General features: G+C 36.8%; 18 protein-coding genes. 17 read left to right on the forward strand and 1 reads right to left on the reverse strand.

The genetic code is table 11. The features are described 5' to 3' along the window. Positions 1–2 precede the first annotated feature (2 nt). The 11 genes from ehuD (at position 3) to argJ (ending at position 13,251) form a co-directional block, all read left to right on the forward strand. Positions 3–668, forward strand: coding sequence for an ectoine/hydroxyectoine ABC transporter permease subunit EhuD (gene ehuD, locus ABXT49_RS02695; protein WP_271537778.1), 666 nt, complete (start codon positions 3–5; stop codon positions 666–668). Then, positions 665–2,947: a molybdopterin-dependent oxidoreductase gene (locus ABXT49_RS02700; RefSeq protein WP_416652969.1), complete on the forward strand. Its 2,283-nt coding sequence runs from the start codon at positions 665–667 to the stop codon at positions 2,945–2,947. The genes ehuD and ABXT49_RS02700 overlap by 4 nt, the downstream gene beginning before the upstream one ends. Positions 2,948–2,993: 46 nt before the next feature. Continuing rightward, positions 2,994–3,770 carry an ectoine/hydroxyectoine ABC transporter ATP-binding protein EhuA gene (gene ehuA / locus ABXT49_RS02705; RefSeq protein WP_416652972.1) on the forward strand — a complete coding sequence of 259 codons (777 nt, stop codon included), beginning with the start codon at positions 2,994–2,996 and terminating at the stop codon, positions 3,768–3,770. Between the two features lie 29 nt (positions 3,771–3,799). Continuing rightward, a complete protein-coding gene (locus ABXT49_RS02710) occupies positions 3,800–5,008 on the forward strand; it encodes a diaminopropionate ammonia-lyase (protein ID WP_416652975.1) in 1,209 nt (402 codons plus the stop codon). Between the two features lie 19 nt (positions 5,009–5,027). Then, positions 5,028–6,194: a M24 family metallopeptidase gene (locus ABXT49_RS02715; RefSeq protein ID WP_416652978.1), complete on the forward strand. Its 1,167-nt coding sequence runs from the start codon at positions 5,028–5,030 to the stop codon at positions 6,192–6,194. An 83-nt stretch (positions 6,195–6,277) separates the two neighbouring features. After that, the gene (locus tag ABXT49_RS02720) at positions 6,278–6,928 is read left to right on the forward strand and encodes an ABC transporter ATP-binding protein (RefSeq protein ID WP_416652981.1); all 651 of its coding nucleotides are present in this window, start codon (positions 6,278–6,280) and stop codon (positions 6,926–6,928) included. A gap of 83 nt (positions 6,929–7,011) precedes the next feature. Continuing rightward, the gene (locus ABXT49_RS02725) at positions 7,012–8,409 is read left to right on the forward strand and encodes a DUF4856 domain-containing protein (protein WP_416652983.1); all 1,398 of its coding nucleotides are present in this window, start codon (positions 7,012–7,014) and stop codon (positions 8,407–8,409) included. Next, positions 8,402–9,283: a sterol desaturase family protein gene (locus ABXT49_RS02730; protein ID WP_416652985.1), complete on the forward strand. Its 882-nt coding sequence runs from the start codon at positions 8,402–8,404 to the stop codon at positions 9,281–9,283. Before ABXT49_RS02725 ends, ABXT49_RS02730 begins: the two co-directional genes overlap by 8 nt. Positions 9,284–9,328: 45 nt before the next feature. After that, positions 9,329–10,348 (forward strand): extracellular solute-binding protein, encoded by a 1,020-nt coding sequence (locus ABXT49_RS02735; RefSeq protein WP_416652987.1) that lies wholly within the window; start codon positions 9,329–9,331, stop codon positions 10,346–10,348. Positions 10,349–10,378: 30 nt separating this feature from the next. After that, positions 10,379–11,977, forward strand: coding sequence for an ABC transporter permease (locus ABXT49_RS02740; RefSeq protein WP_416652991.1), 1,599 nt, complete (start codon positions 10,379–10,381; stop codon positions 11,975–11,977). A gap of 89 nt (positions 11,978–12,066) precedes the next feature. Then, on the forward strand, positions 12,067–13,251 hold the full coding sequence (gene argJ / locus ABXT49_RS02745; protein ID WP_416652993.1) for a bifunctional glutamate N-acetyltransferase/amino-acid acetyltransferase ArgJ: 1,185 nt from the start codon (positions 12,067–12,069) through the stop codon (positions 13,249–13,251). A 3-nt stretch (positions 13,252–13,254) separates the two neighbouring features. Here argJ and ABXT49_RS02750 read toward each other — a convergent pair whose 3' ends face one another. Beyond that, the gene (locus ABXT49_RS02750) at positions 13,255–14,151 is read right to left on the reverse strand and encodes a LysR family transcriptional regulator (RefSeq protein ID WP_416652996.1); all 897 of its coding nucleotides are present in this window, start codon (positions 14,149–14,151) and stop codon (positions 13,255–13,257) included. A 103-nt stretch (positions 14,152–14,254) separates the two neighbouring features. On the opposite strand from ABXT49_RS02750, the gene ABXT49_RS02755 reads away from it, so the two are divergent. The 6 genes from ABXT49_RS02755 to ABXT49_RS02780 all read left to right on the forward strand — a co-directional run bounded on the left by ABXT49_RS02755 (position 14,255) and on the right by ABXT49_RS02780 (position 20,141). Then, positions 14,255–15,676, forward strand: coding sequence for a form I ribulose bisphosphate carboxylase large subunit (locus tag ABXT49_RS02755; protein ID WP_271537666.1), 1,422 nt, complete (start codon positions 14,255–14,257; stop codon positions 15,674–15,676). Positions 15,677–15,725: 49 nt separating this feature from the next. Beyond that, complete coding sequence (locus ABXT49_RS02760; RefSeq protein ID WP_271537665.1) at positions 15,726–16,085, forward strand: ribulose bisphosphate carboxylase small subunit; 360 nt, start codon at positions 15,726–15,728, stop codon at positions 16,083–16,085. A gap of 76 nt (positions 16,086–16,161) precedes the next feature. Then, positions 16,162–16,965 (forward strand): CbbQ/NirQ/NorQ/GpvN family protein, encoded by an 804-nt coding sequence (locus ABXT49_RS02765; RefSeq protein WP_271558759.1) that lies wholly within the window; start codon positions 16,162–16,164, stop codon positions 16,963–16,965. Positions 16,966–16,974: 9 nt separating this feature from the next. Further along, positions 16,975–19,338 (forward strand): nitric oxide reductase activation protein NorD, encoded by a 2,364-nt coding sequence (locus tag ABXT49_RS02770; RefSeq protein WP_416652998.1) that lies wholly within the window; start codon positions 16,975–16,977, stop codon positions 19,336–19,338. Continuing rightward, positions 19,338–19,595, forward strand: coding sequence for a hypothetical protein (locus tag ABXT49_RS02775; RefSeq protein ID WP_416653000.1), 258 nt, complete (start codon positions 19,338–19,340; stop codon positions 19,593–19,595). The genes ABXT49_RS02770 and ABXT49_RS02775 overlap by 1 nt, the downstream gene beginning before the upstream one ends. 12 nt (positions 19,596–19,607) lie before the next feature. After that, a complete protein-coding gene (locus tag ABXT49_RS02780; protein ID WP_416653003.1) occupies positions 19,608–20,141 on the forward strand; it encodes a hypothetical protein in 534 nt (177 codons plus the stop codon).

Raw genomic sequence — 20,141 nt, forward strand, 5'->3', positions numbered from 1 at the left:
TCATGGAATGGAATTGGGATCATGCATATGCAGTCTTACCTCAGCTTCTTAAAGGCTTAGTCATTACAATTGAAGCTACCATTGTTGCATCCTTAATTGCTTATGTTTTAGGATTAGCAATAGCTATTTTCAAGATGTCTAAAAGCAAGTTTGTACGCGTTTCCTTGTATTGGATGACAGAGTTTGTTAGAAGAACACCAATCCTTGTGCAGTTATATGTTGTATTTTATGTTCTTCCTGATTTTGGAATTTTCCTAGAAGCCTTTACATGTGGGGTAATTGTATTGGGAATTCACTTTAGTACGTATACGTCTGAAGTTTTTAGGGCAGGCATTGATAATGTTTCTAAAGGGCAGTGGGAAGCTGCAAAGTCTCTAAACTATAATCCATATCAAGCTTGGAAGCATGTTATTTTGCCTCAAGCTATCCCCCCAATGATTCCGCCACTTGCAAACTATTTGATCACAATGTTTAAGGAGACGCCATTGTTGGCATTTATTACAGTAGTTGAATTATTTAGAGCAGCGGATCAATATAGCAATAGTTATTATACTTATCTTGAGCCTATGACCCTAGTTGGAGTGTTCTTTTTAATCGTATCTATTCCCTCGGCAATGATTGCAATGAAATTAGAAAAGAAATTTAAGCCAATAAAGGTGACTCGATGAATTTCGTAAGTTCGCACTGGGGAACTTATAATTTTTCAGTAGATAAGAATAAAAAAATACAATTAGATAATTGGGGGTTAGATTCTTCTCCAACAGAATTTGGTTTAGGTCTGGCTGATGCTGCTATCGATAATTTAAGAATCACTCAGCCTCATGTAAGAAAAGGATGGCTAAATAATATAGGTAAAAGTGATGGCAAAAGAGGCCAAGATGAGTTTATACCCGTCAGCTGGGATGAGGCATTTGAGCTTGCATCTAAAGAGCTATTAAAAACTAAAAATGTCTATGGTAATTCAGCAATTTATGCCGGGTCGTATGGATGGGCAAGTGCTGGAAGATTTCACCATGCTAAAAGCCAAGTTAATCGTTTCTTTAATTTATTTGGAGGCTTTAGCTCATCATTTCAAAGTTACTCATACGCCGCAGCGCAAACCCTCCTTCCTCACATAATTGGTTTAGACTTATATACAACACTAGAGGAGCATACGACCTGGAATGCTCTATCAGAGGAGTGTGAGTTAATATTGATGTTTGGCGGAATGCCATTAAAAAACTCTAAAGTTTCAGCTGGAGGCGTAGGAAAGCACGTTACCAAGTTAGGCATAAAAAAGTGCTTTGATAAAGGGGTCGAATTTATTAACATTAGCCCTCTTATAGATGACGCGCCTAAATTTTTAAAAGCACAGCAAGTTCCTATTCGGCCAAATACTGATACTGCTTTAATGTTGGCTCTAGCTCATATTTTGATTAAAAATCAATCTTATGATAAGGGTTTCATAGAGAAATATACTGTGGGATTCGATAGTTTTTCTGACTACGTACAAGGCAAAAAAAATAATCAAGAATGTAGCCCTGAATGGGCATCAAAAATTACAAATATTCCTGTCAAAACAATCTACGAGCTAGCAAATAAAATAATAACAAAAAAAACCATGATTTCTTTATCTTGGAGCCTACAAAGAGCATCGAGAGGGGAGCAGCCTTTGTGGATGGGAATTACTCTTGCGGCAATGCTAGGGCAAATTGGAACTGCCAGTGGTGGCTTTGGATTTGGATACTCTAGTGTAAATAGTACAGGTGATTCATTTGATAAAATCCCTTGGCAAAGCCTACCTCAAGGTAAAAATAAGATTAAAGATTTTATTCCAGTTGCAAGAGTAACCGATATGCTGGAAAACCCAGGAGGGGAGTTTGATTATGATGGAAAGAAATTAACATACCCAGATATAAAATTAATTTATTGGGCGGGAGGAAATCCCTTTCATCATCATCAAGACTTAAATCGACTGACTAAAGCTTGGCAAAAACCCAATACAATTATTGTTAATGAAATTTGGTGGAATTCTCAGGCTCGTCACGCTGACATTATTTTTCCAGCTAACACCGCTTTAGAGAGAAATGATTTAATGCTGAATCCAAGAGATCCAACAGTTGTAGCGAATAAAAAAGCTATGAAAAGCTATAAAAATTCAAAAACTGATTTTGAAATATTTTCAGGGTTATCAAAAAAACTGGGCTTTCTAGAATCATTTACTGAAGATAAGAGTGAATTGGATTGGATAAAATTTATATGGAATAACAGCTCAAAAGCACATCAAAAAAATATAAGTTTTCCAAGTTTTGAAGAATTCTGGGAAAAAGGGTATTTTGAACTTCCAGCCCCAAAGATTGAAAAAATTATGTTTAATGATTTTAGAAAAGATCCAATTAATTTTCCCTTAAATACCCCTTCAGGAAAAATAGAAATATCTTCTGAAACTATATCTAACTTTCAATTAAGTGATTGCTTCTCCCACCCTTACTGGTTTGAGCCATATGAGTGGTTAGGAAACATAGATGAATATCCATTGCATTTAATTTCAAATCAGCCAACGCATAGACTCCACAGTCAGCTTGATAACGCTGCCAATAGTCAGAACAGTAAAATAAAAGGCAAGGAGCCAGTGATGATTAATCCATCAGATGCTCTAGAAAGAGATATTCAGGATGGTGATATTGTGATGTTATTTAATAAAAGAGGAAGGGTATTGGCTGGCGCAAATATTTCTGATAGTGTTATGCCTGGAGTTGTTGTACTGTCAACTGGCGCCTGGTTTGATCCAGACTATGCTTTAAATTTAGAGAGACATGGTAACCCTAATGTTCTCACAAAAGATGTTGGAACTTCGTCTTTAAGTCAAGGACCAACTTGCCATACAACTTTAGTACAAGTGAAAAAAGCAAAGAGAGAGGAAATTGTGGATGTGAATATTTTTAAAACTCCAGAAACCCTTAATTGATAAAAATACTTAAACAAAATTAATAACTAACTAAAAATTTAATACTATGAATAATATTATACAGTTTGAAAATGTTTCAAAATCTTTCGGAGATTTAAAGGTTTTAGATAAGTTAAATTTGGAAGTGAAAGATGGTGAAAAATTAGCTTTGATAGGGCCAAGTGGTTCTGGAAAGACAACAATCTTACGAATTTTGATGACACTAGAAACTATTGATGATGGCTTTGTTTCAGTTAATGGTGAATATTTATGGCATGAAAAAAACAATGGAAAAATTATCCCGGCCTCTGAAAATCATCTTCACAAAATGCGTGATCATATTGGGATGGTCTTTCAGCAATTCAATTTATTCCCTCATCTAACTGCTATTGAAAATGTTGAACAGCCCCAGATCTTAATAAAGAAAAGATCAAAGCCTGAGGCGAAAGATAAGGCTGAAGAATTATTTAATTTAATTGGGCTAAACGATAAAAAAGATCATTATCCTCATGAATTATCAGGTGGCCAGCAGCAGCGCGTAGCAATAGCTAGGGCTTTAGCTATGGAGCCAAAAATTATGTTGTTCGATGAAGTTACCTCAGCTCTAGATCCAGAGCTTGTTGATGAGGTATTAACTGTTCTTCGTAAGTTAGCATCTGATACGGATACTACGATGTTAACGGTTACTCATGAAATGAACTTTGCACGAGAATTTGCAGATAGAGTTTTATTTTTTGATTCGGGTCAAATAGTGGAGTCTGGAAAGCCTGAGAATATTTTTGCAAATCCAGAAAAGAGACGAACTAAAGAATTTCTTAAAAAATTTATTAACAACGTCAATTAATACTATACCTACCAAATATTTTTACGATTATGATTAAACAATACAAACACTTAGTTCATTCAACAAAACATTTTGAGAATTTAAACATTCAAGCTGACTTTGAATACAAGCATCAGCATATATTGAGTTTAGAGGCATTTGAACGAGCAAATAAAGAAATCACCACGTGGGATAATTATGAACCAACACCGCTCCATTTTTTCCCTGATATGGCCAAAGATGCCGGCGTTTCATCAATTGCATACAAGGATGAAAACTTTCGTTTCTCTCTCAAAAGCTTTAAAGCCCTTGGAGGTGCGTATGCAGTAGCCAATCTTTTAATTAAGAAACTAAAGGATATTGGAATTACAGCTAGCTCAAAAGATCTTATTGCTGGTACATATAAACATGAAACTTCAAAAATTACTGTCTGCTGCGCAACTGATGGAAATCATGGCAGGTCAGTTGCTTGGGGATCTCTTCATTTTGGGTGTAACTGTGAAATTTATATTCATCGAAATGTCAGTGTTGGGCGAGAAGAGGCGATTGCTAAATATGGAGCACAAGTCATTAGAATTAAAGGGAACTATGATGATTCAGTTCGTTTAGCTGCTGAAGTAGCGGATAAAAATGATTATACGGTTGTATCTGACACCTCCTATGAAGGTTATACGGATATTCCAAAAGATGTAATGCAGGGATACACTGTAATGGTGGATGAGTCTCTCAAGCAGTTGGATGAAATGCCAACACATGTTTTTTTACAAGGAGGCGTTGGAGGATTCCCAGCAGCTGTTGTTTCCTTCATAGTTGAGAGCCTCGAGTTTCCTCCTATTTTCGTGATGGTAGAACCGACAAATGCTGATTGCTTATTTCAGAGTGCGGTTAATGAAAAGCCAACTGTTATCCACGGTGATCTAGATACCATAATGGCCGGTCTTGCTTGTGGAGAAGTATCTTTATTAGCATGGTCTATACTTGAGAGTTATGTGCCCCACTTTATGTCAATAACTGATGAATCAATCCCTAAAGTGATGCAACTTCTTGCCAATCGAGACAAACCTATTGTTGCTGGAGAGTCTGCTGTTACTGGACTGGCAGGATTCCTCATAGCATGCAATGATAGTGACCTTAAAGAAAAACTGTCAATTAATGAGAGTTCAAAGATTTTATTTTTTGGGACAGAGGGTGACACCGATGAAACGATGTACGAAGAATTAGTGGGCAGGTCTTCATCCGAAGTTTTAAGCGGCCTTTAATTTGACAGGAGATAAAGAAATGATTATTCCAACTAGAGGCTTTGAAGTTTCTGAATATGTAAATAGGCTTAATAAAATTCAAAAACTTATGTTTGAGTCTAAGATGGATGTTATCTTATTGACTACTCAGGTTGATATTGAGTATTACACAGGTTTTAAAACTCAATTCTTTCAAAGTCCAACAAGGCCTTGGTATGTTCTGATTCCAGCCAGTGGCAAACCTCAAGCAATTATTCCTACGATCGGTGAGTCTGGAATGAGAGAAACATGGGTTGATGATATAAAGACGTGGACCTCTCCCAACCCAAAAGACGATGGAATTAGTATTCTCTTGTCTTCAATAAACTCCTTAACGAAGACTCATAAATGTCTTGGTGTTCCTAAAACCCTCGAAAGCACTCTAAGGATGCCGCTAGGTGATTACGAATATTTAATAAACGCTTTAAATGGTATTGAGATTAAAGATGCAAACAAAATTCTCAGAAAAGTAAGGTTTGTAAAATCAGCAGCAGAAATTGCAAAGATTAAACATATCTGTCAGTTAACTTCACAAGGCTTTATAGATTTAGAAGGTTTTCTTAAGGCTGGTGAAAGCGAGCGTGAAAATTGCAAGAGATTCAAGCAGCACCTTCTATCTTTGGGTGCAGATGATACTCCTTATATTGTTTCAGGTTCGGGACAAGAAGGATATGGCTCAATTATTATGGGGCCAACAGAGAAAATCATTGAAGAGGGTGATCTTTTTATAATAGATACTGGCTCAGTTTTTGACAGTTATTTCTGTGACTTTGATAGAAATTATGCATTTGGACATATAGGTGATGAAGCTAAAAAAGCTTATAGAGTTGCCTATGATGCTACCGAGGCAGGATTTAATGCTGCTCAAGTTGGAAATACAACCTCAGATATTTTTAATGCAATGAATGATATCCTTCAAAAAGGTGGAGCCTTAGGCAACACAGTTGGCAGGCTTGGGCACGGGCTTGGTATGCAGTTAACTGAGTGGCCATCTAATACTTCAACGGACAATACTGTTCTTGAGCCAGGAGTTGTTTTGACTTTAGAGCCAGGAATGGCGTTTCTTCCAGGTAAAGAAATGGTTCATGAAGAAAACATTGTTATTACTGAAAATGGACCTGAGTGGTTAAGTATAAGGGCTGCAGAGGAATTACCAATCATTCAGTAGAGTTAAATTTTTGTTTCATAAGTTTACATAAAGAGAATTACTCTTATATAATAATGAGAATCATTATTATTTGTATTTAAACAATGCTTAGTGTAAGTAATTTATCAGTCTCATTTGATGAAAATCATGTTCTAGATGGCTTTAATTTGGATCTCCAAAGTGGTGATATATTTGCACTTCTGGGCGATAGTGGAAGCGGAAAAAGTTCTGCCCTTAGGTTCATAGCTGGACTTGAAAGCGCTAGTAACGGAAGAGTCGCTTTAGATGGTAATAACTTAAGTTTAGATGGAAATCATTCTGTCAAACCAGAGCTCAGAGAAATCGGAATGGTTTTTCAGGATTATGCTCTATTTCCTCATATGACAGTCTTTCAAAATATTAGTTTTGGGATTGACTACCTTTCTAAAAAAGACAAAATTGAAAGAGTTCAAACCCTTTTAGAGTTAATTAGCCTTCAAGGAATCGAAAAAAAATACCCTCACCAACTTTCAGGCGGTGAACAACAACGTGTTTCTCTTGCAAGATCACTTGCAACCTCTCCAAAACTATTGCTACTTGATGAGCCTTTCTCAAGTTTAGACAAATCTCATCGTGATCAATTAGTCCAAGAAGTTAGGGTTATTTTAAAAAATGCTGGGGTCACATCTATCCTTGTGACACATGATGAAAGCGAAGCAGAAGCCTTTGCAGATAGGGTTGGAATTATTCATAAAAAGAAGTTGCTTATTAAATGAAAATAGGTATCATATGCAAATGATAGTGATTATCATTTGCAATAAGAAATACTTTAACTTTAACTTTTTTTAAGGAATAAGCAATGTTTATAAAGCGATTTACCGCCAAAGCGGTTCCACTAACTGTCGTTCTTACGTCAGCAATTTTGATTTCATCAGCATCATTTGCTAGATCAAATGTCTATGCTGATTTTCCAATTACACTTAAAGACTACTCTGGAAGTGCAACAACCTCTACATCATATAAAGGGCAAATGGCGAGACATGCTCTTGAAAGCTCTCTTAAGAAATTAATTTCTAAGGGTGATGTATCTGCAATGCAAAGCTATTATTCTGGTGGAAGTGCAGATCGAGTGATTATTGCTCCAGCAACAAAAGGTGATTTTGTTATTATGCAGTCTACCATTGGTGAACTCTCTAGTAAAAATCTTAGCGGAAAAACGTATAAAGGTTTAATTCCAGGCTGGCCTGGTAATATGACTGGCCCTGAAGTAGTCGCTTTTATGTTTGAGAAAGCTGCTGATGCTGAGGCTGGTTATGATGCTGCACATGCTTATGACTATACTCAATTAGTATCTAAATTTTTAATGGGTGCTGTGATGTATAACCAGGCAGTTGATAACTATCTTGATGAAAAGCTTGAGGCAGATACTAAGCCTAATAATAAGCCATACAAAGATGGTGCTGCCTATACGGGTAAAGAGCATGTTTGGGATGAGGCATTTGGCTATTTTGGCGCTCCATCGCACACACTAACTCTTTCAGCTCAAGATGTTTACAATATTGCTAAACAAAAAGATGTAACTGCTGCTGATTATAACTATGACGGTAAAGTAGACTTATATAAAGAAATGGCTTTTGGTCATGCCTATTATGCATCTTCATTTGATAAGGGTGGAAAAACAACTTACCTTCATGACATTGTTGGGGCATACATGGATGGAAGAGATATGCTAGTGGAGGCAGATGCTAACGCTCTTAGTGATTCTCAACGTGATCAACTTAAAGCTTACGCTAAAATAATTAAGACTAACTGGGAAAAAGTAATAGCTGAGGCAGTATTCAAGTACGCAGGTGAGACTTATGAGGACATGGTTAAAATTGAGGCAATCCTTGAATCTAATGGAGATGTTGCTAAAGCATGGCGTAACTATGCGAAGCATTGGGGTGAGCTAAAAGGTTTTGCGTTAGCGCTTCAAGTTGGTGGAAAAGACATGGGCGCAGTATCTGTTAGGCTAAACCGTTTAATTGGACACAGCCCACTACTTTTAGGTAACACCCAAGTTACTGGAGTTGATTCAAATGGAGAGTTTATCCAGAGTAATTCTGAGTCATGGGGTGGCTATATGGCGCACATGTTGAAAGTTCAAAACCTAATGGTTGATGAGTTTGCAGTTGTTGCAAAATCTCATGATCAGACTGCAGGTTTAGCTGAATTAGTGAAAACTCTTGGTGGAAAATCTAGCGCGGAGAATGACTGACTTTTTCGCAAATTTTCTTAACCCTGAAAAGCGCTTATTTGTTGGATACCTAATAAGCGCTGCCTTTATAGCAGTAATTTGGCTTAGGGCAGTTCAAAAAAAACCACTGACAACTATTGTCAGTGGTTTTTTCAATTCTAAAATTTGGTTTTCTAAATCAGCAATTGGCGACTATAAATTAATGGTTCTCAATCAATTTTTTATAAAGCTTTTAGCACCTATCTTACTAGGTCAGCTTGCTCTAACCTTATTTGTCTTTGAAAATATGCACCTGTTATTTTCGAGACCTTCAGAATCAATTCCTGTTTGGATGGTGATGATAATTTTTACTACCACTCTTTTTGTTGTAGATGATTTTTCAAGATATTTAGTCCATAGACTGATGCATCGTGTTCCTATATTATGGCGATTTCATAAAGCCCATCACTCGGCAACTAATTTAACCCCATTAACAGTACTTAGAACTCACCCTATTGAGGCAGTTCTTTTTAGCTTTCGAGCTTTAGTGGTTCACTCGTTATGTCTAGGAGTTTGTTTTTTCTTTTTCTCTGGAAGCGTTTCTCTGATCGAAATTTTTGGAGCAAGCTTATTTGTTGTAGTATTTCATGCCCTAGGTTCTAATCTTAGGCATTCTCATGTGAGTATTAGTTACTGGAATTGGCTAGAAAAAATTCTAGTCTCTCCCGCTCAGCATCAACTTCACCACTCAATTAACTCAAAGCATTTTGATTGTAATTTTGGTGCGATTCTTTCAATATGGGATACTATTGGAGGAAGTTGTTTAACGTCCAATAAAGATCAGCAAATTGAATTTGGAGTTAAGGGGCAATCTGAAGCAGCCCATAACCTTAAGAATCTAATTGTTGGATCATAAATTTACCTTTTAAAGTTATTTAACTTAACCTTTTTGGAGTGCAAAGTGACAAAATTAAAACTAATTCTTTCTGTACTGGTTTTTGCAATTTTTTCTACATCTTTTTCAACTGCTGTTTTAGCAGCGACTAGTGATAGTATTACCGTTTATAGCACTAGGAAAGAGCACTTAATTAAACCACTATTTGATGCTTTTACTAGTAACACTGGAATTGAGGTTAAATATCTAACAGGCAATGGTGGAGCTTTGATTGAACGTATTAAACTAGAAGGCAAAAGAACCAAGGCAGATATGTTTATTACTGTTGATGCGGGTAATCTTTGGTATGCAGCTTCACAAAATTTATTTCAGCAAGTAAAAAGTGAAATTATTAATAATAATATTCCAGATCATCTTAGGGATCCTGAGGGATTTTGGACAGGCTTATCGGTTAGAGCAAGAACAATTATTTATAGTACTGAAAGAGTAGACCCTTCAGAATTATCTACATATCAAGACTTAGCGGATAAAAAATGGAAAGGTAGGCTTTGTTTACGAACAAGTAAAAAAGTTTATACCAAATCTCTCGTAGCATCTTTAATTTATCATGACGGACAAAAAACTACTACAGACGTTGTAAAGGGCTGGGTTGATAATTTGGCCGCAACTCCAAACGCAGAGGATAATCATGTTATGAGTGCTATTCTGGCAGGTCAGTGTGATGTTGGTATTGTGAATACCTATTACTTTGGACGCCTCCAAGCTGAAAAGCCAAATGTTGCGCTTAAACTATTTTGGGCGAACCAAGGCTCTTCAGGAACTCATGTAAACATTTCGGGAGCTGGAGTTACAAAACACTCTAGTAATAAAGAAAACTCTATTAAGTTGTTAGAATTTTTATCTTCAATCGAAGCCCAAAAGATTTATGTAGAGTTAAATAAAGAGTACCCAGCAAGTCAAAAATTAAAAGCTGATAATTTAATTGCGCAGTGGGGTGATTTTAATCAGGATAAAATGAATTTATCTGTTGCTGGAAAAAATCAAGCAGATGCGGTTGCCTTAATGCAGAGAGAAGGCTATAGATAATTAGGTAGGTATTACAATTTAAATAGCCCAATGAGTATTAAACAGAATAATTCAAATATCTTAATGGGCTTCCTAGCATTTTCGGTTGCTTTCCCAATAATAGTTGTATGTTCTGCCTGGTTATTACCTGGAACAGAGCTTTGGGGGCATTTTTCAGAAAATCTTCTTCCTGAACTAATTAGCTCTACTTTGATATTACTTCTAGGTGTTGGCATTGGAGTTAGTGTCCTTGGAACAGTTCTTGCATACTTAGTTGTCATGGTTGAGTTTCCAGGAAGAAAGTGGCTTGAGTGGGCTCTTTTTCTTCCTTTTGCAATACCCGCTTATGTCTTAGCTTTTGTATATCTTGGAGTTTTTGACTATTCAGGATATGCACAGGTATGGTTACGAGAGCTTACTGGAGTTTCAGGATTTGATATTCGTTCTGGTCATTGGGCGATTATCTTAACATTCGTATTGGTTTTCTATCCGTATGTTTATATGATGGCGAGGGCTTCATTTAAGCGACAAAAGATACAGATGATTGAGGCTGGTAAGATGTTAGGCGCATCTCCTATCAGTGTTTTTTGGAAGATTTCTGTCCCTTTGGCAAGGCCTGCAATAGCTGCTGGATTGCTTGTTACGTTAATGGAGACTTTGGCAGATTTTGGGGTCGTTTCATTATTTAATTACCCAACTTTCACAACAGCAATTTATTCTGCCTGGGGTGACTTTAGATCAATTGAAGTAGCTGCTCAGCTGGCATCCTTACTAGTATTGGTTGCATTCCTTCTTATTTACTTTGAAAAAAAAGCGCGTGGCAAGGCCAAGTATTACTCATCAGATGTTTCTAATATAAAGCCATATCATGCAAATGGCCTAATTGGATGGTTGCTTTTTGTATTTGTATTTGGCGTCTTTATGCTTTCATTTGCACTGCCAATGCTTCAGATCATAATTTGGAGTTTTGAAAAATTCACCCAAGAGTGGAACCCAAGGTATCTTGATTATTTATCTTCTACAGGTATATTGACAATTAGCGCAACAGTTTTGACAGTTTTTGTTGCAACACTGCTTGCTCTCCCTAGCAGAAGAAAGTCTAATAGCAAAGTCCTCCAGATATTAATTAGATTCTCAACACTTGGTTACGCTTTACCAGGCTCAGTAATGGCAGTAGGGCTTCTTTATGGAGTCCAAAATATTTCATTAATTAGTATTTATTTTGGTGGCTCATCAATCAATCACATACTTTTTGGCTCTGTTGCGTTGTTGCTCTTTGCGTATATATCTAGATTTATGGCGATTGCTTTTAACTCAACTATCGCTTCTAGTGAGCAAATCAAGCCTATTTTTGAGCAAAGTGCAAGATTACTGGGTGCTAGTCGCTTCCGTTTAGTTAAGGAGGTGTATTTGCCGATGATGACTCCTGGAATATTAGCAGGAGCTTTATTAGTTTCAGTAGACGTCATGAAAGAGCTGCCCGCAACTTATTTATTAAGACCATTCGGGTGGGATACACTAGCGATTCGGGTTTACGAGTTAAGCGCTGAAGGTTTATATGAAAGGGCGGCAATTCCAGCTTTGATTATGGTATTTCTAGGAGCAGTCATTATGCTTCTATTTAATAAACTTGATAGAGATAATAAATAAAGCCTAGCTCTATAAATTTTTTAAAATGATTAGCTGATATATGAATTGGGTAAAATAGTAATAATTATTTTTTCAATAATATTTTTTATATGATTGGTGATTTGCTCGAAGTAAGAGGCGCTAAGTTTGCTTCAATCTCAAGTGGCATAAAGCAAAATAATGCTTTAGATTTGTCACTAATTTCATTTACCAAAGGCACGCAAACTGCTGCAGTTTTTACTCAAAATATTTTTTGTGCTGCTCCAGTTATTGTTGCAAAAAATCACTTAAATTCAAATGTAAAAGCTCTTCTTATCAATAGTGGAAACGCCAATGCAGGGACCGGTCAAAAAGGCTTAGAGGCTTGTTTGAAGACGTGTGAGATTTTTGCAAGAAAATTGGATATTAATTCAAATCAAATTTTGCCATTTTCAACTGGAGTAATTGGACAGTTATTACCCTTAGAGCCATTTGAAAACAATACAGAAAAGCTAGTTGATGGCCTCTCATCAAGTAATATGAGTGATGTATCTAAAGGCATATTAACTACTGATTTAGTAGAAAAATCTTGCTCTATTTCCTTTGTTATAAATGGAAATAATGTCACTCTATCAGGGATTGCTAAGGGCTCAGGAATGATTCGACCGGATATGGCAACGATGTTAAGTTTTATAGTTAGTGATATTGGGGCTTCAAAAGAAGAGCTTTATAACTGTTTAGATATTGCAGTAAATCAGTCTTTCAACCGGATTACAGTTGATGGTGATACTTCAACAAATGATGCCTGCACGCTAAGTGCTACCGATCAATCTAGCGTTCAGCTCAACGATTGTAAAGAAGAATTTCAAAATGCACTAAATGAAATAACAAAAACATTAGCCCAAATGATTATTAAAGATGGAGAGGGCGCCACTAAATTTGTAGAAATAAAAGTTGGCGGTCTGTCTTCAGTTGATGATTGTCTGGAAGTTGCGTATACCGTTGCCCACTCTCCATTAGTTAAAACTGCATTATTTGCAAGTGATGCAAATTGGGGCAGGATCTTGGCTGCGGTAGGAAGGTCAAAAGTAGATGAAATCTCTATTGAAAATATTGATATTTTCATAAATGATTTACAAATTATCTCTTCAGGTGAGATAAGTAAAGACTACACAGAGGCCGCTGGAAGCTTGGAAATGAAAAAGTCTGATATCACAATTAGGATTAGTTTGGGGGGTGCGTACACTAGTGAGAGCGTATGGACAACAGACCTTTCGTATGACTATGTCAAGATTAATGCTGAATATCGCAGTTAAGGTTTATAGATATTTTTCAGCCTTCGTATTTTCAATTACAAACTGTTTAAACTTTCTTGCAATTGGAGACAACTCTGCTTCTGCATGATGAACAATATGCCACTGCCTTACAATCGGAAAGGGAGCAACATTAAGTTGCCTAATGATATTGTTTTTAAGTTGAAGATTCACAGAATGCATAGAAACAAAACCAATCCCTAATCCTGCTTGAACCGCCTCAACAATAGCTTCATTTGAGTTAATTTGAATATCTGAATTAAAGTTTAAACCAGTAAACTTTTCAATTGTTATGCGAGTACCTGAACCAACTTCCCTTGTAAGTAAAGTTTCCTTGGCTAAATCTTTAATTGAGACTCTTTTCTTATTTAACAGCTCATTCTCAGGGTGAGCAATTGCAATCAAAGGATTTTTCATAAATGCTTGAGAAATTAATGGAATATTTTTTGGAGGCTCTCCCATAATTACGAGATCAGCATTGTTATTTTTTAGGTTGTTAAGAAGCGACTGCCTATTTGTAACATCGATATAGAAAGTCATTTTAGGAAACTCTTTTTTAAACTTTGCAAGTAATGCACTAATAAATGAATTTGCAGTTGTTGCAACTGCTATTTGAAGATGGCCAGAATCTGGACTGAGTATTTCATCCATTTCAAGTTTTGAATTTTCAAGTGTACTGATCGTTTTTACTGCAGTTTCATAAAGCTTTTTTCCAATAAATGTAGCGCTGATTTTTTTTCCATTAATATCAAATAATTTCGCTCCAATACTATCTTGAAGCTGCTGTATCTGCATATATACTGCAGGCTGAGTAATATGGAGCTCTTTACTTGCGCTTGTAAATCCGCCTAATCTAATGACTGATTCATAGCTATAGAGCTGTTTTAATGTATAATTAATCATAATATAAATTGATGATTATTTAAATAAATATTATTTTACATTATTTATTTCACCTATTATAATGATCTCATTTTTATATTAATATTAAATAGGGAGTGAAACTATGGCTAAGAAAGGTTACGATGCAGGTGTAAAGGAATACCGCGATACATATTGGATGCCCGAGTATGAGCCAAAAGATACTGATATTCTTGCATGCTTTAAAATTACGCCCCAACCAGGCGTTCCAAGAGAAGAGGTTGCAGCAGCTGTTGCAGCTGAATCTTCAACAGGAACTTGGACTACAGTTTGGACTGATCTGTTAACAGATCTTGACCACTACAAGGGTCGCGCCTACCGCATTGAAGACGTGCCAGGATCAGATGATGCAATTTATGCTTTTATTGCATACCCAATCGATTTATTTGAGGAGGGCTCAATCGTTAACGTTCTTACCTCTCTCGTAGGAAATGTATTCGGCTTTAAAGCATTAAGAGCCCTTAGACTTGAAGATATTCGTTTTCCGATAGCTTACGTTATGACGTGTGGAGGCCCCCCAAATGGAATCCAGGTTGAAAGAGATAAAATGAATAAATATGGCCGACCAATGCTGGGATGCACCATTAAACCCAAACTTGGCTTATCAGCTAAAAATTATGGACGCGCATGTTACGAGGGACTGCGTGGTGGATTAGACTTTACAAAAGATGACGAAAATGTAAATTCACAGCCTTTCATGCGCTGGAGAGATCGTTTCGGTTTTGTTCAGGATGCAATTGAAAGGGCTGAAAGAGAAACAGGTGAAAGGAAAGGCCACTACTTAAATGTAACAGCTCCTACGCCAGAAGAGATGTACAAAAGAGCTGAGTATGCGAAAGAGTTAGGAACTCCAATCATTATGCATGACTTCTTTACGGCAGGCTTTACAGCAAATACAGGTCTTGCAAATTGGTGCCGCGATAACGGCTTATTGCTTCATATCCATAGAGCAATGCATGCTGTTGTAGATAGAAATCCAAATCACGGCATTCACTTCAGAGTGCTTGCTAAGTGTTTACGCCTTTCTGGAGGTGATCATATGCACTCAGGAACGGTAGTAGGAAAACTTGAAGGTGACCGTGAATCCACTTTGGGCTGGATTGATTGCATGCGCGATAGCTTTATTAAAGAAGATCGCTCAAGAGGTATTTTCTTTGATCAGGACTTTGGGTCAATGCCAGGGATGCTTCCTGTAGCTTCAGGCGGAATTCATGTCTGGCATATGCCAGCACTTGTAAATATATTTGGTGACGACTCAGTTCTCCAATTTGGTGGCGGAACACTTGGCCATCCATGGGGTAATGCGGCAGGTGCTGCTGCGAATCGAGTTGCTGTTGAAGCATGTGTTGAAGCAAGGAACGCTGGAAAAGACTTAGAAAAGGAATCTAAAGAGATTCTTACTAGTGCAGCAAAACACTCACCTGAGCTTAAGATTGCAATGGAGACATGGAAAGAGATTAAATTTGAGTTCGATACAGTTGATAAGCTGGACATAGTGCACAAGTAATGCATCAATCAACTTTTATTACAAGAAAAACTAATATAAGGAAAATATTATGAGCAAAGTTCAAGATTACCCATCACGCCTTGGCGATAACTCGAGCAGAAAGTTTGAAACATTTTCATACTTACCTGCAATGAATGATAAACAAATTCGACAACAAGTACAGTACATTGTTGATCAGGGTTATAACCCTGGCGTAGAGCATACTGAAGTTGAAAATGCTATGGAAAATTACTGGTATATGTGGAAACTTCCTTTATTTGGTGAGACAGATGTTGATACAATTCTTGCTGAATGTAAGGAGTGCCATGATGCTAACCCAGATAATCATGTTCGACTAATTGGTTATGATAATTACGCTCAATCACAGGGCGCTTCAATGGTTATTTACAGAGGCAAAGGATTTAAATAATCAAGTAAAATTAGGTAAGCTTGATTGGATAAACCCCTGTCTAAGTGCAGGGGTTTTTTTTGAAGAGGATACAAAAATGAATGAATTAGATCAATATAAAATTGCAAAAGAGCCTTTTTACCAACCTCAAAATGATGAAATAGATATGTATACCGCTGCGTATATGAATCGTATGCCGGTTATGTTGAAAGGCCCCACTGGGTGCGGTAAGTCTAGGTTTGTAGAATATATGGCGTATAAATTAGGTAAGCCTTTAATTACAGTTGCTTGCAATGAAGATATGTCAGCCAGTGATTTAGTAGGGAGATTTCTTCTTGATAAGGAAGGTACAATTTGGAAAGATGGTCCTCTTGCAATGGCCGCTCGTTATGGCGGTATTTGTTATCTAGATGAGGTCGTAGAGGCCAGGCAAGATACAACCGTTGTGATTCACCCTTTGACAGATTATCGCCGTACTTTACCGCTTGACAAGAAAGGCGAGTTGATTGAAGCGCATCCTGATTTCCAATTGGTTATATCTTATAACCCTGGCTATCAAAATTTAATGAAAGATCTTAAGCAATCGACTAAGCAAAGATTTTGTGGTTTTAACTTTCAATATCCAGATGAAAAAACTGAGGCACATATTATTTCTAAAGAGTCCAGCGTTGATCCAAAAATAGCATTGAAACTTGTCCAAATTGCTCAAAGGGCTAGAAATCTTGTTGGCCATGGGCTGGATGAGGGAATATCTACTAGATTATGTATCTATGCAGGACAATTAATTGCTAATAAGGTTAATGAAAAGTCTGCCTGTAAAATTGCAATGGTTAATCCTATTACGGATGACTTAGATATTGTCGATACTCTTAATGCTGCAATCGACACTTTTTTTGACTAAGGATTAGTAATGAGTGCGGTTCAACTTTCCGATTTTGAGCAAAAATTTCGAGATTCCTCTGACATTCTTCATGATGCGCTTGCAGGGAGCTTTGTTGAAGCCTCTAAGGTTATGTCACCAAATGGACTTAAAGTCTATTTAGATGGTGCTGGTGCGCTTCATGCAATGGGTAAAGGTGAAGACATGGTTATCTCTTTCTTGGAAGAGACACCTATGGTCGTTAGGGAGGTTGGTGAGTCCATAATTGGTGAGATTGTATTTTCAATTATGAAAATGTCTTCACAAACATCCTCTTCTGTCTTGGTGCTGATGATTGCAAGCCTTCCAAACGTTGCAAGGCGGATGAGTGACTTTGATTTATTAAAAGGCTACCTTAGGTTAATGGAGCGAATGATAGCTCTAGCCCCTAGAGGTATGAGGCCAATGCTAAATAATATTGATCAGTTGACTAGTAAGCTTACTCTTGGCGGCCTAAGAAGATGGGTTCTTTATGGGGCTGAATCATTCAAACGAGATTTTAAAGCCCAAATCGCCTATTTTGAATTAAGTAGTGCAGAATCAATGCAAATACTTGAACAGGAGAGGCGAGGAACGCTATTTATTGATAATCAAAGAAAGTTGCAGTTTTATCTTAGAGCGTTTTATAACCGTGATTTTTTTCTACGACCAACTTCAGGTGACTACGAAACTAAGAAAGGTCTAAGACCTTATATTGAATATGGAGTTATGCATATTCCAGATGCTTACGATGACTATAAGCATGCTTCTGGAAGAATTGTTCCTGGTATAGATTGTTATAGGGCGGTTTGTGCTCATGCCGCAGCTCATATTATGGAAACTAGAGTGGCTTTTAAAGGGGATGACTTAAATCCTTTGCAAGTTGCATGCGTTTCTCTAATAGAAGACTTAAGGGTTGAGCTCAATACATTAAAAAAATTTCCAGGTATGAAGAAAACTTGGATTGCGCTTCATCCTGAAGATAAGGACTTAAAAGATTTAAATCCTTTCATAGTAGATCTGGTTGATTTTTCAAGGGCTGCATTAGATCAAAAATACACAGTAAAGCAGTCATTTAACAGTGATTTTCTTAAGTTATTTATTAAAAAAATGACCAAAATGCCTGAATCATCAGCAATGAGCTATGAGTTAGGTATGAAGTATTACGAGCTACTTAAGACTGAAACAGATGTGAAAATAAGCGCTTCCGCTCTTGTATCAACGCCAATTATATATAGAGATGATAATAGATATATTTGGGAGTACGAAGAGCTTGATTGGTTGTCAGAGGGAAATGATTATGTCCCTGTTAGTCAAAGACAGGTGCGTAAAAATGTCAATATTATGGAGATGTATAACGAGCTTGATGTTGAAACCGCAGGTGATGATGCGCAGGAAATATGGACTTTAGAGTCAGAGTACTTTCCGGATGAGCTCGATGGCGTAAGTATTAATGAAATTGAGGGTAAGGAGCCAGTAAGTGAGCCTTTTCATTACAATGAGTGGGATTATCAGCTGCAGCTCTATCGGCCAAACTGGGCAACTCTGTATGAAAGACGTTTGAGAAAAGGGGATCCAGAGTTAATTAATAAAATTTTAAAAACTCACAAACCTATTGCCAATCAACTTAAAAATGCGATTGATCGAATGCAGCCGCAAGGTCTCGTAAAACTCAAGAAGCAACAAGAAGGAAGTGAGCTTGATCTTGATGCATGCGTAACAGCATTAGCAGATATTAGATCTGGTATAACCCCATCTGACAGGATTTATGTAAAGAAAGTGCAACATGTTAGAGATGTCTCTGTGAACTTATTAATGGACTTATCTGAATCTACCAATGATATGGTTATTGGAAGTGACAAAACAATTTTGGAGCTAATGAAAGAGTCAACTTCATTACTTTCATGGGCAATTGACAAGATTGGAGATAATTTAACTATTTCAGGGTTTGCATCGGACTCAAGACACGATGTTCAGTACTATCGATTTAAGCCATTTCATTATAGTTTTAATGATGAAGTAAAGGGCCGATTGGCAGGAATAAAAGGTGGCCTATCAACCAGAATGGGTGCTGCAATAAGGCACGCTGGGGTCGATTTATTGACTCAATCTTCAGCTAAGAAAATTCTTTTGATCTTAACGGATGGAGAGCCTGCAGATATCGACGTTGATGATCCACAGCATCTTCGTATGGATGCAAAAAAAGCGGTTGAAGAGTTACGAAGTCATGGAATTGTAACGTTCTGTATTAGTTTAGATCCTCACGCTGATGAATATGTTTCGAGAATTTTTGGTAAAAATCGTTTTATGGTAATTGATAATATTCAAAAATTACCTGAGAGACTTCCTCAATTGTTTATCTCATTAACTAAGTGATGGTTACTGAAGAAGACGATAATTTAATAGATTTTGATCCAAAATATCCTTCTATCTTGCCAGATGATTGGAAAGAAAAGAATTCCCCAAGTGTTTACGAAATATTAGCTACAACAAATACACTTAAAAGAATGTATGCTGACAAAGTAAAAGAGATTGAAGAGGGCGATACTAGTAATAAACTAGGAGAAGAAGCTTTAAGAAATATTGCTACAAATTATCAAACTATTAAGTCGCTCCTTTTTCAATCACGCTAGGATGAAAAAATTATGAATCTAAGTCAGTTTAATGAAGAGATAACAATTTTAGATAAAGATTTTTTGCAATCGATACTAGATGGCTCTGCGCTGTTGATGGTTGAAGACCAGTCATTGGGTCTGGGTAATTCAAATGGTGCATTTGTAATTTTTTGGATTGAAGATGAGGTGTTTTCTTCATTTGAAGATTTAAGAAGTTATTTGGCTGAAGAGGCTGAAGATCTTCACGTGAATTATTACAAACATAGCCCTCTTAGTAAGGAGTATTTCGAAGCTAAGTTATCTAGCCTAATGGATGAGTATGGTCAAACTGCATTTGTATCTCAGCAAGGAGGTATGCCAGAGAAAACCCTCATTAGTTCAAATGGCGATTTATTAGTCTTAACCGAAGAAGACTATACTTTTAAATATGGCCTATACTTAAACCTTGAAGATAATTTGAGCCCTAAAATTTCAGCCTTAAAGGCAAAAACTTGGCTTCAATCAGGCGCTGCATATAATGACTATATTGCTGTTAATGTTTTTCGATTCAGTTCAATTGAATAG

Origin of the sequence: Candidatus Pseudothioglobus sp. Uisw_086 (assembly GCF_048085745.1) — a bacterium.
GTDB lineage: Bacteria > Pseudomonadota > Gammaproteobacteria > PS1 > Pseudothioglobaceae > Pseudothioglobus.

What these genes read in the sequence shown, in the direction of transcription:
- ABXT49_RS02750 (WP_416652996.1), bottom strand. Translation starts at nt 14,151, where the DNA reads ATGATTAATTATACATTAAAACAGCTCTATAGCTATGAATCAGTCATT.
- ABXT49_RS02765 (WP_271558759.1), top strand. Translation starts at nt 16,162, where the DNA reads ATGAATGAATTAGATCAATATAAAATTGCAAAAGAGCCTTTTTACCAA.
- ABXT49_RS02755 (WP_271537666.1), top strand. Translation starts at nt 14,255, where the DNA reads ATGGCTAAGAAAGGTTACGATGCAGGTGTAAAGGAATACCGCGATACA.
- ABXT49_RS02700 (WP_416652969.1), top strand. Translation starts at nt 665, where the DNA reads ATGAATTTCGTAAGTTCGCACTGGGGAACTTATAATTTTTCAGTAGAT.
- ABXT49_RS02770 (WP_416652998.1), top strand. Translation starts at nt 16,975, where the DNA reads ATGAGTGCGGTTCAACTTTCCGATTTTGAGCAAAAATTTCGAGATTCC.
- ABXT49_RS02780 (WP_416653003.1), top strand. Translation starts at nt 19,608, where the DNA reads ATGAATCTAAGTCAGTTTAATGAAGAGATAACAATTTTAGATAAAGAT.
- ehuA (WP_416652972.1), top strand. Translation starts at nt 2,994, where the DNA reads ATGAATAATATTATACAGTTTGAAAATGTTTCAAAATCTTTCGGAGAT.
- ehuD (WP_271537778.1), top strand. Translation starts at nt 3, where the DNA reads ATGGAATGGAATTGGGATCATGCATATGCAGTCTTACCTCAGCTTCTT.
- ABXT49_RS02725 (WP_416652983.1), top strand. Translation starts at nt 7,012, where the DNA reads ATGTTTATAAAGCGATTTACCGCCAAAGCGGTTCCACTAACTGTCGTT.
- ABXT49_RS02740 (WP_416652991.1), top strand. Translation starts at nt 10,379, where the DNA reads ATGAGTATTAAACAGAATAATTCAAATATCTTAATGGGCTTCCTAGCA.
- ABXT49_RS02760 (WP_271537665.1), top strand. Translation starts at nt 15,726, where the DNA reads ATGAGCAAAGTTCAAGATTACCCATCACGCCTTGGCGATAACTCGAGC.
- ABXT49_RS02775 (WP_416653000.1), top strand. Translation starts at nt 19,338, where the DNA reads ATGGTTACTGAAGAAGACGATAATTTAATAGATTTTGATCCAAAATAT.
- ABXT49_RS02720 (WP_416652981.1), top strand. Translation starts at nt 6,278, where the DNA reads ATGCTTAGTGTAAGTAATTTATCAGTCTCATTTGATGAAAATCATGTT.
- argJ (WP_416652993.1), top strand. Translation starts at nt 12,067, where the DNA reads ATGATTGGTGATTTGCTCGAAGTAAGAGGCGCTAAGTTTGCTTCAATC.
- ABXT49_RS02710 (WP_416652975.1), top strand. Translation starts at nt 3,800, where the DNA reads ATGATTAAACAATACAAACACTTAGTTCATTCAACAAAACATTTTGAG.
- ABXT49_RS02730 (WP_416652985.1), top strand. Translation starts at nt 8,402, where the DNA reads ATGACTGACTTTTTCGCAAATTTTCTTAACCCTGAAAAGCGCTTATTT.
- ABXT49_RS02715 (WP_416652978.1), top strand. Translation starts at nt 5,028, where the DNA reads ATGATTATTCCAACTAGAGGCTTTGAAGTTTCTGAATATGTAAATAGG.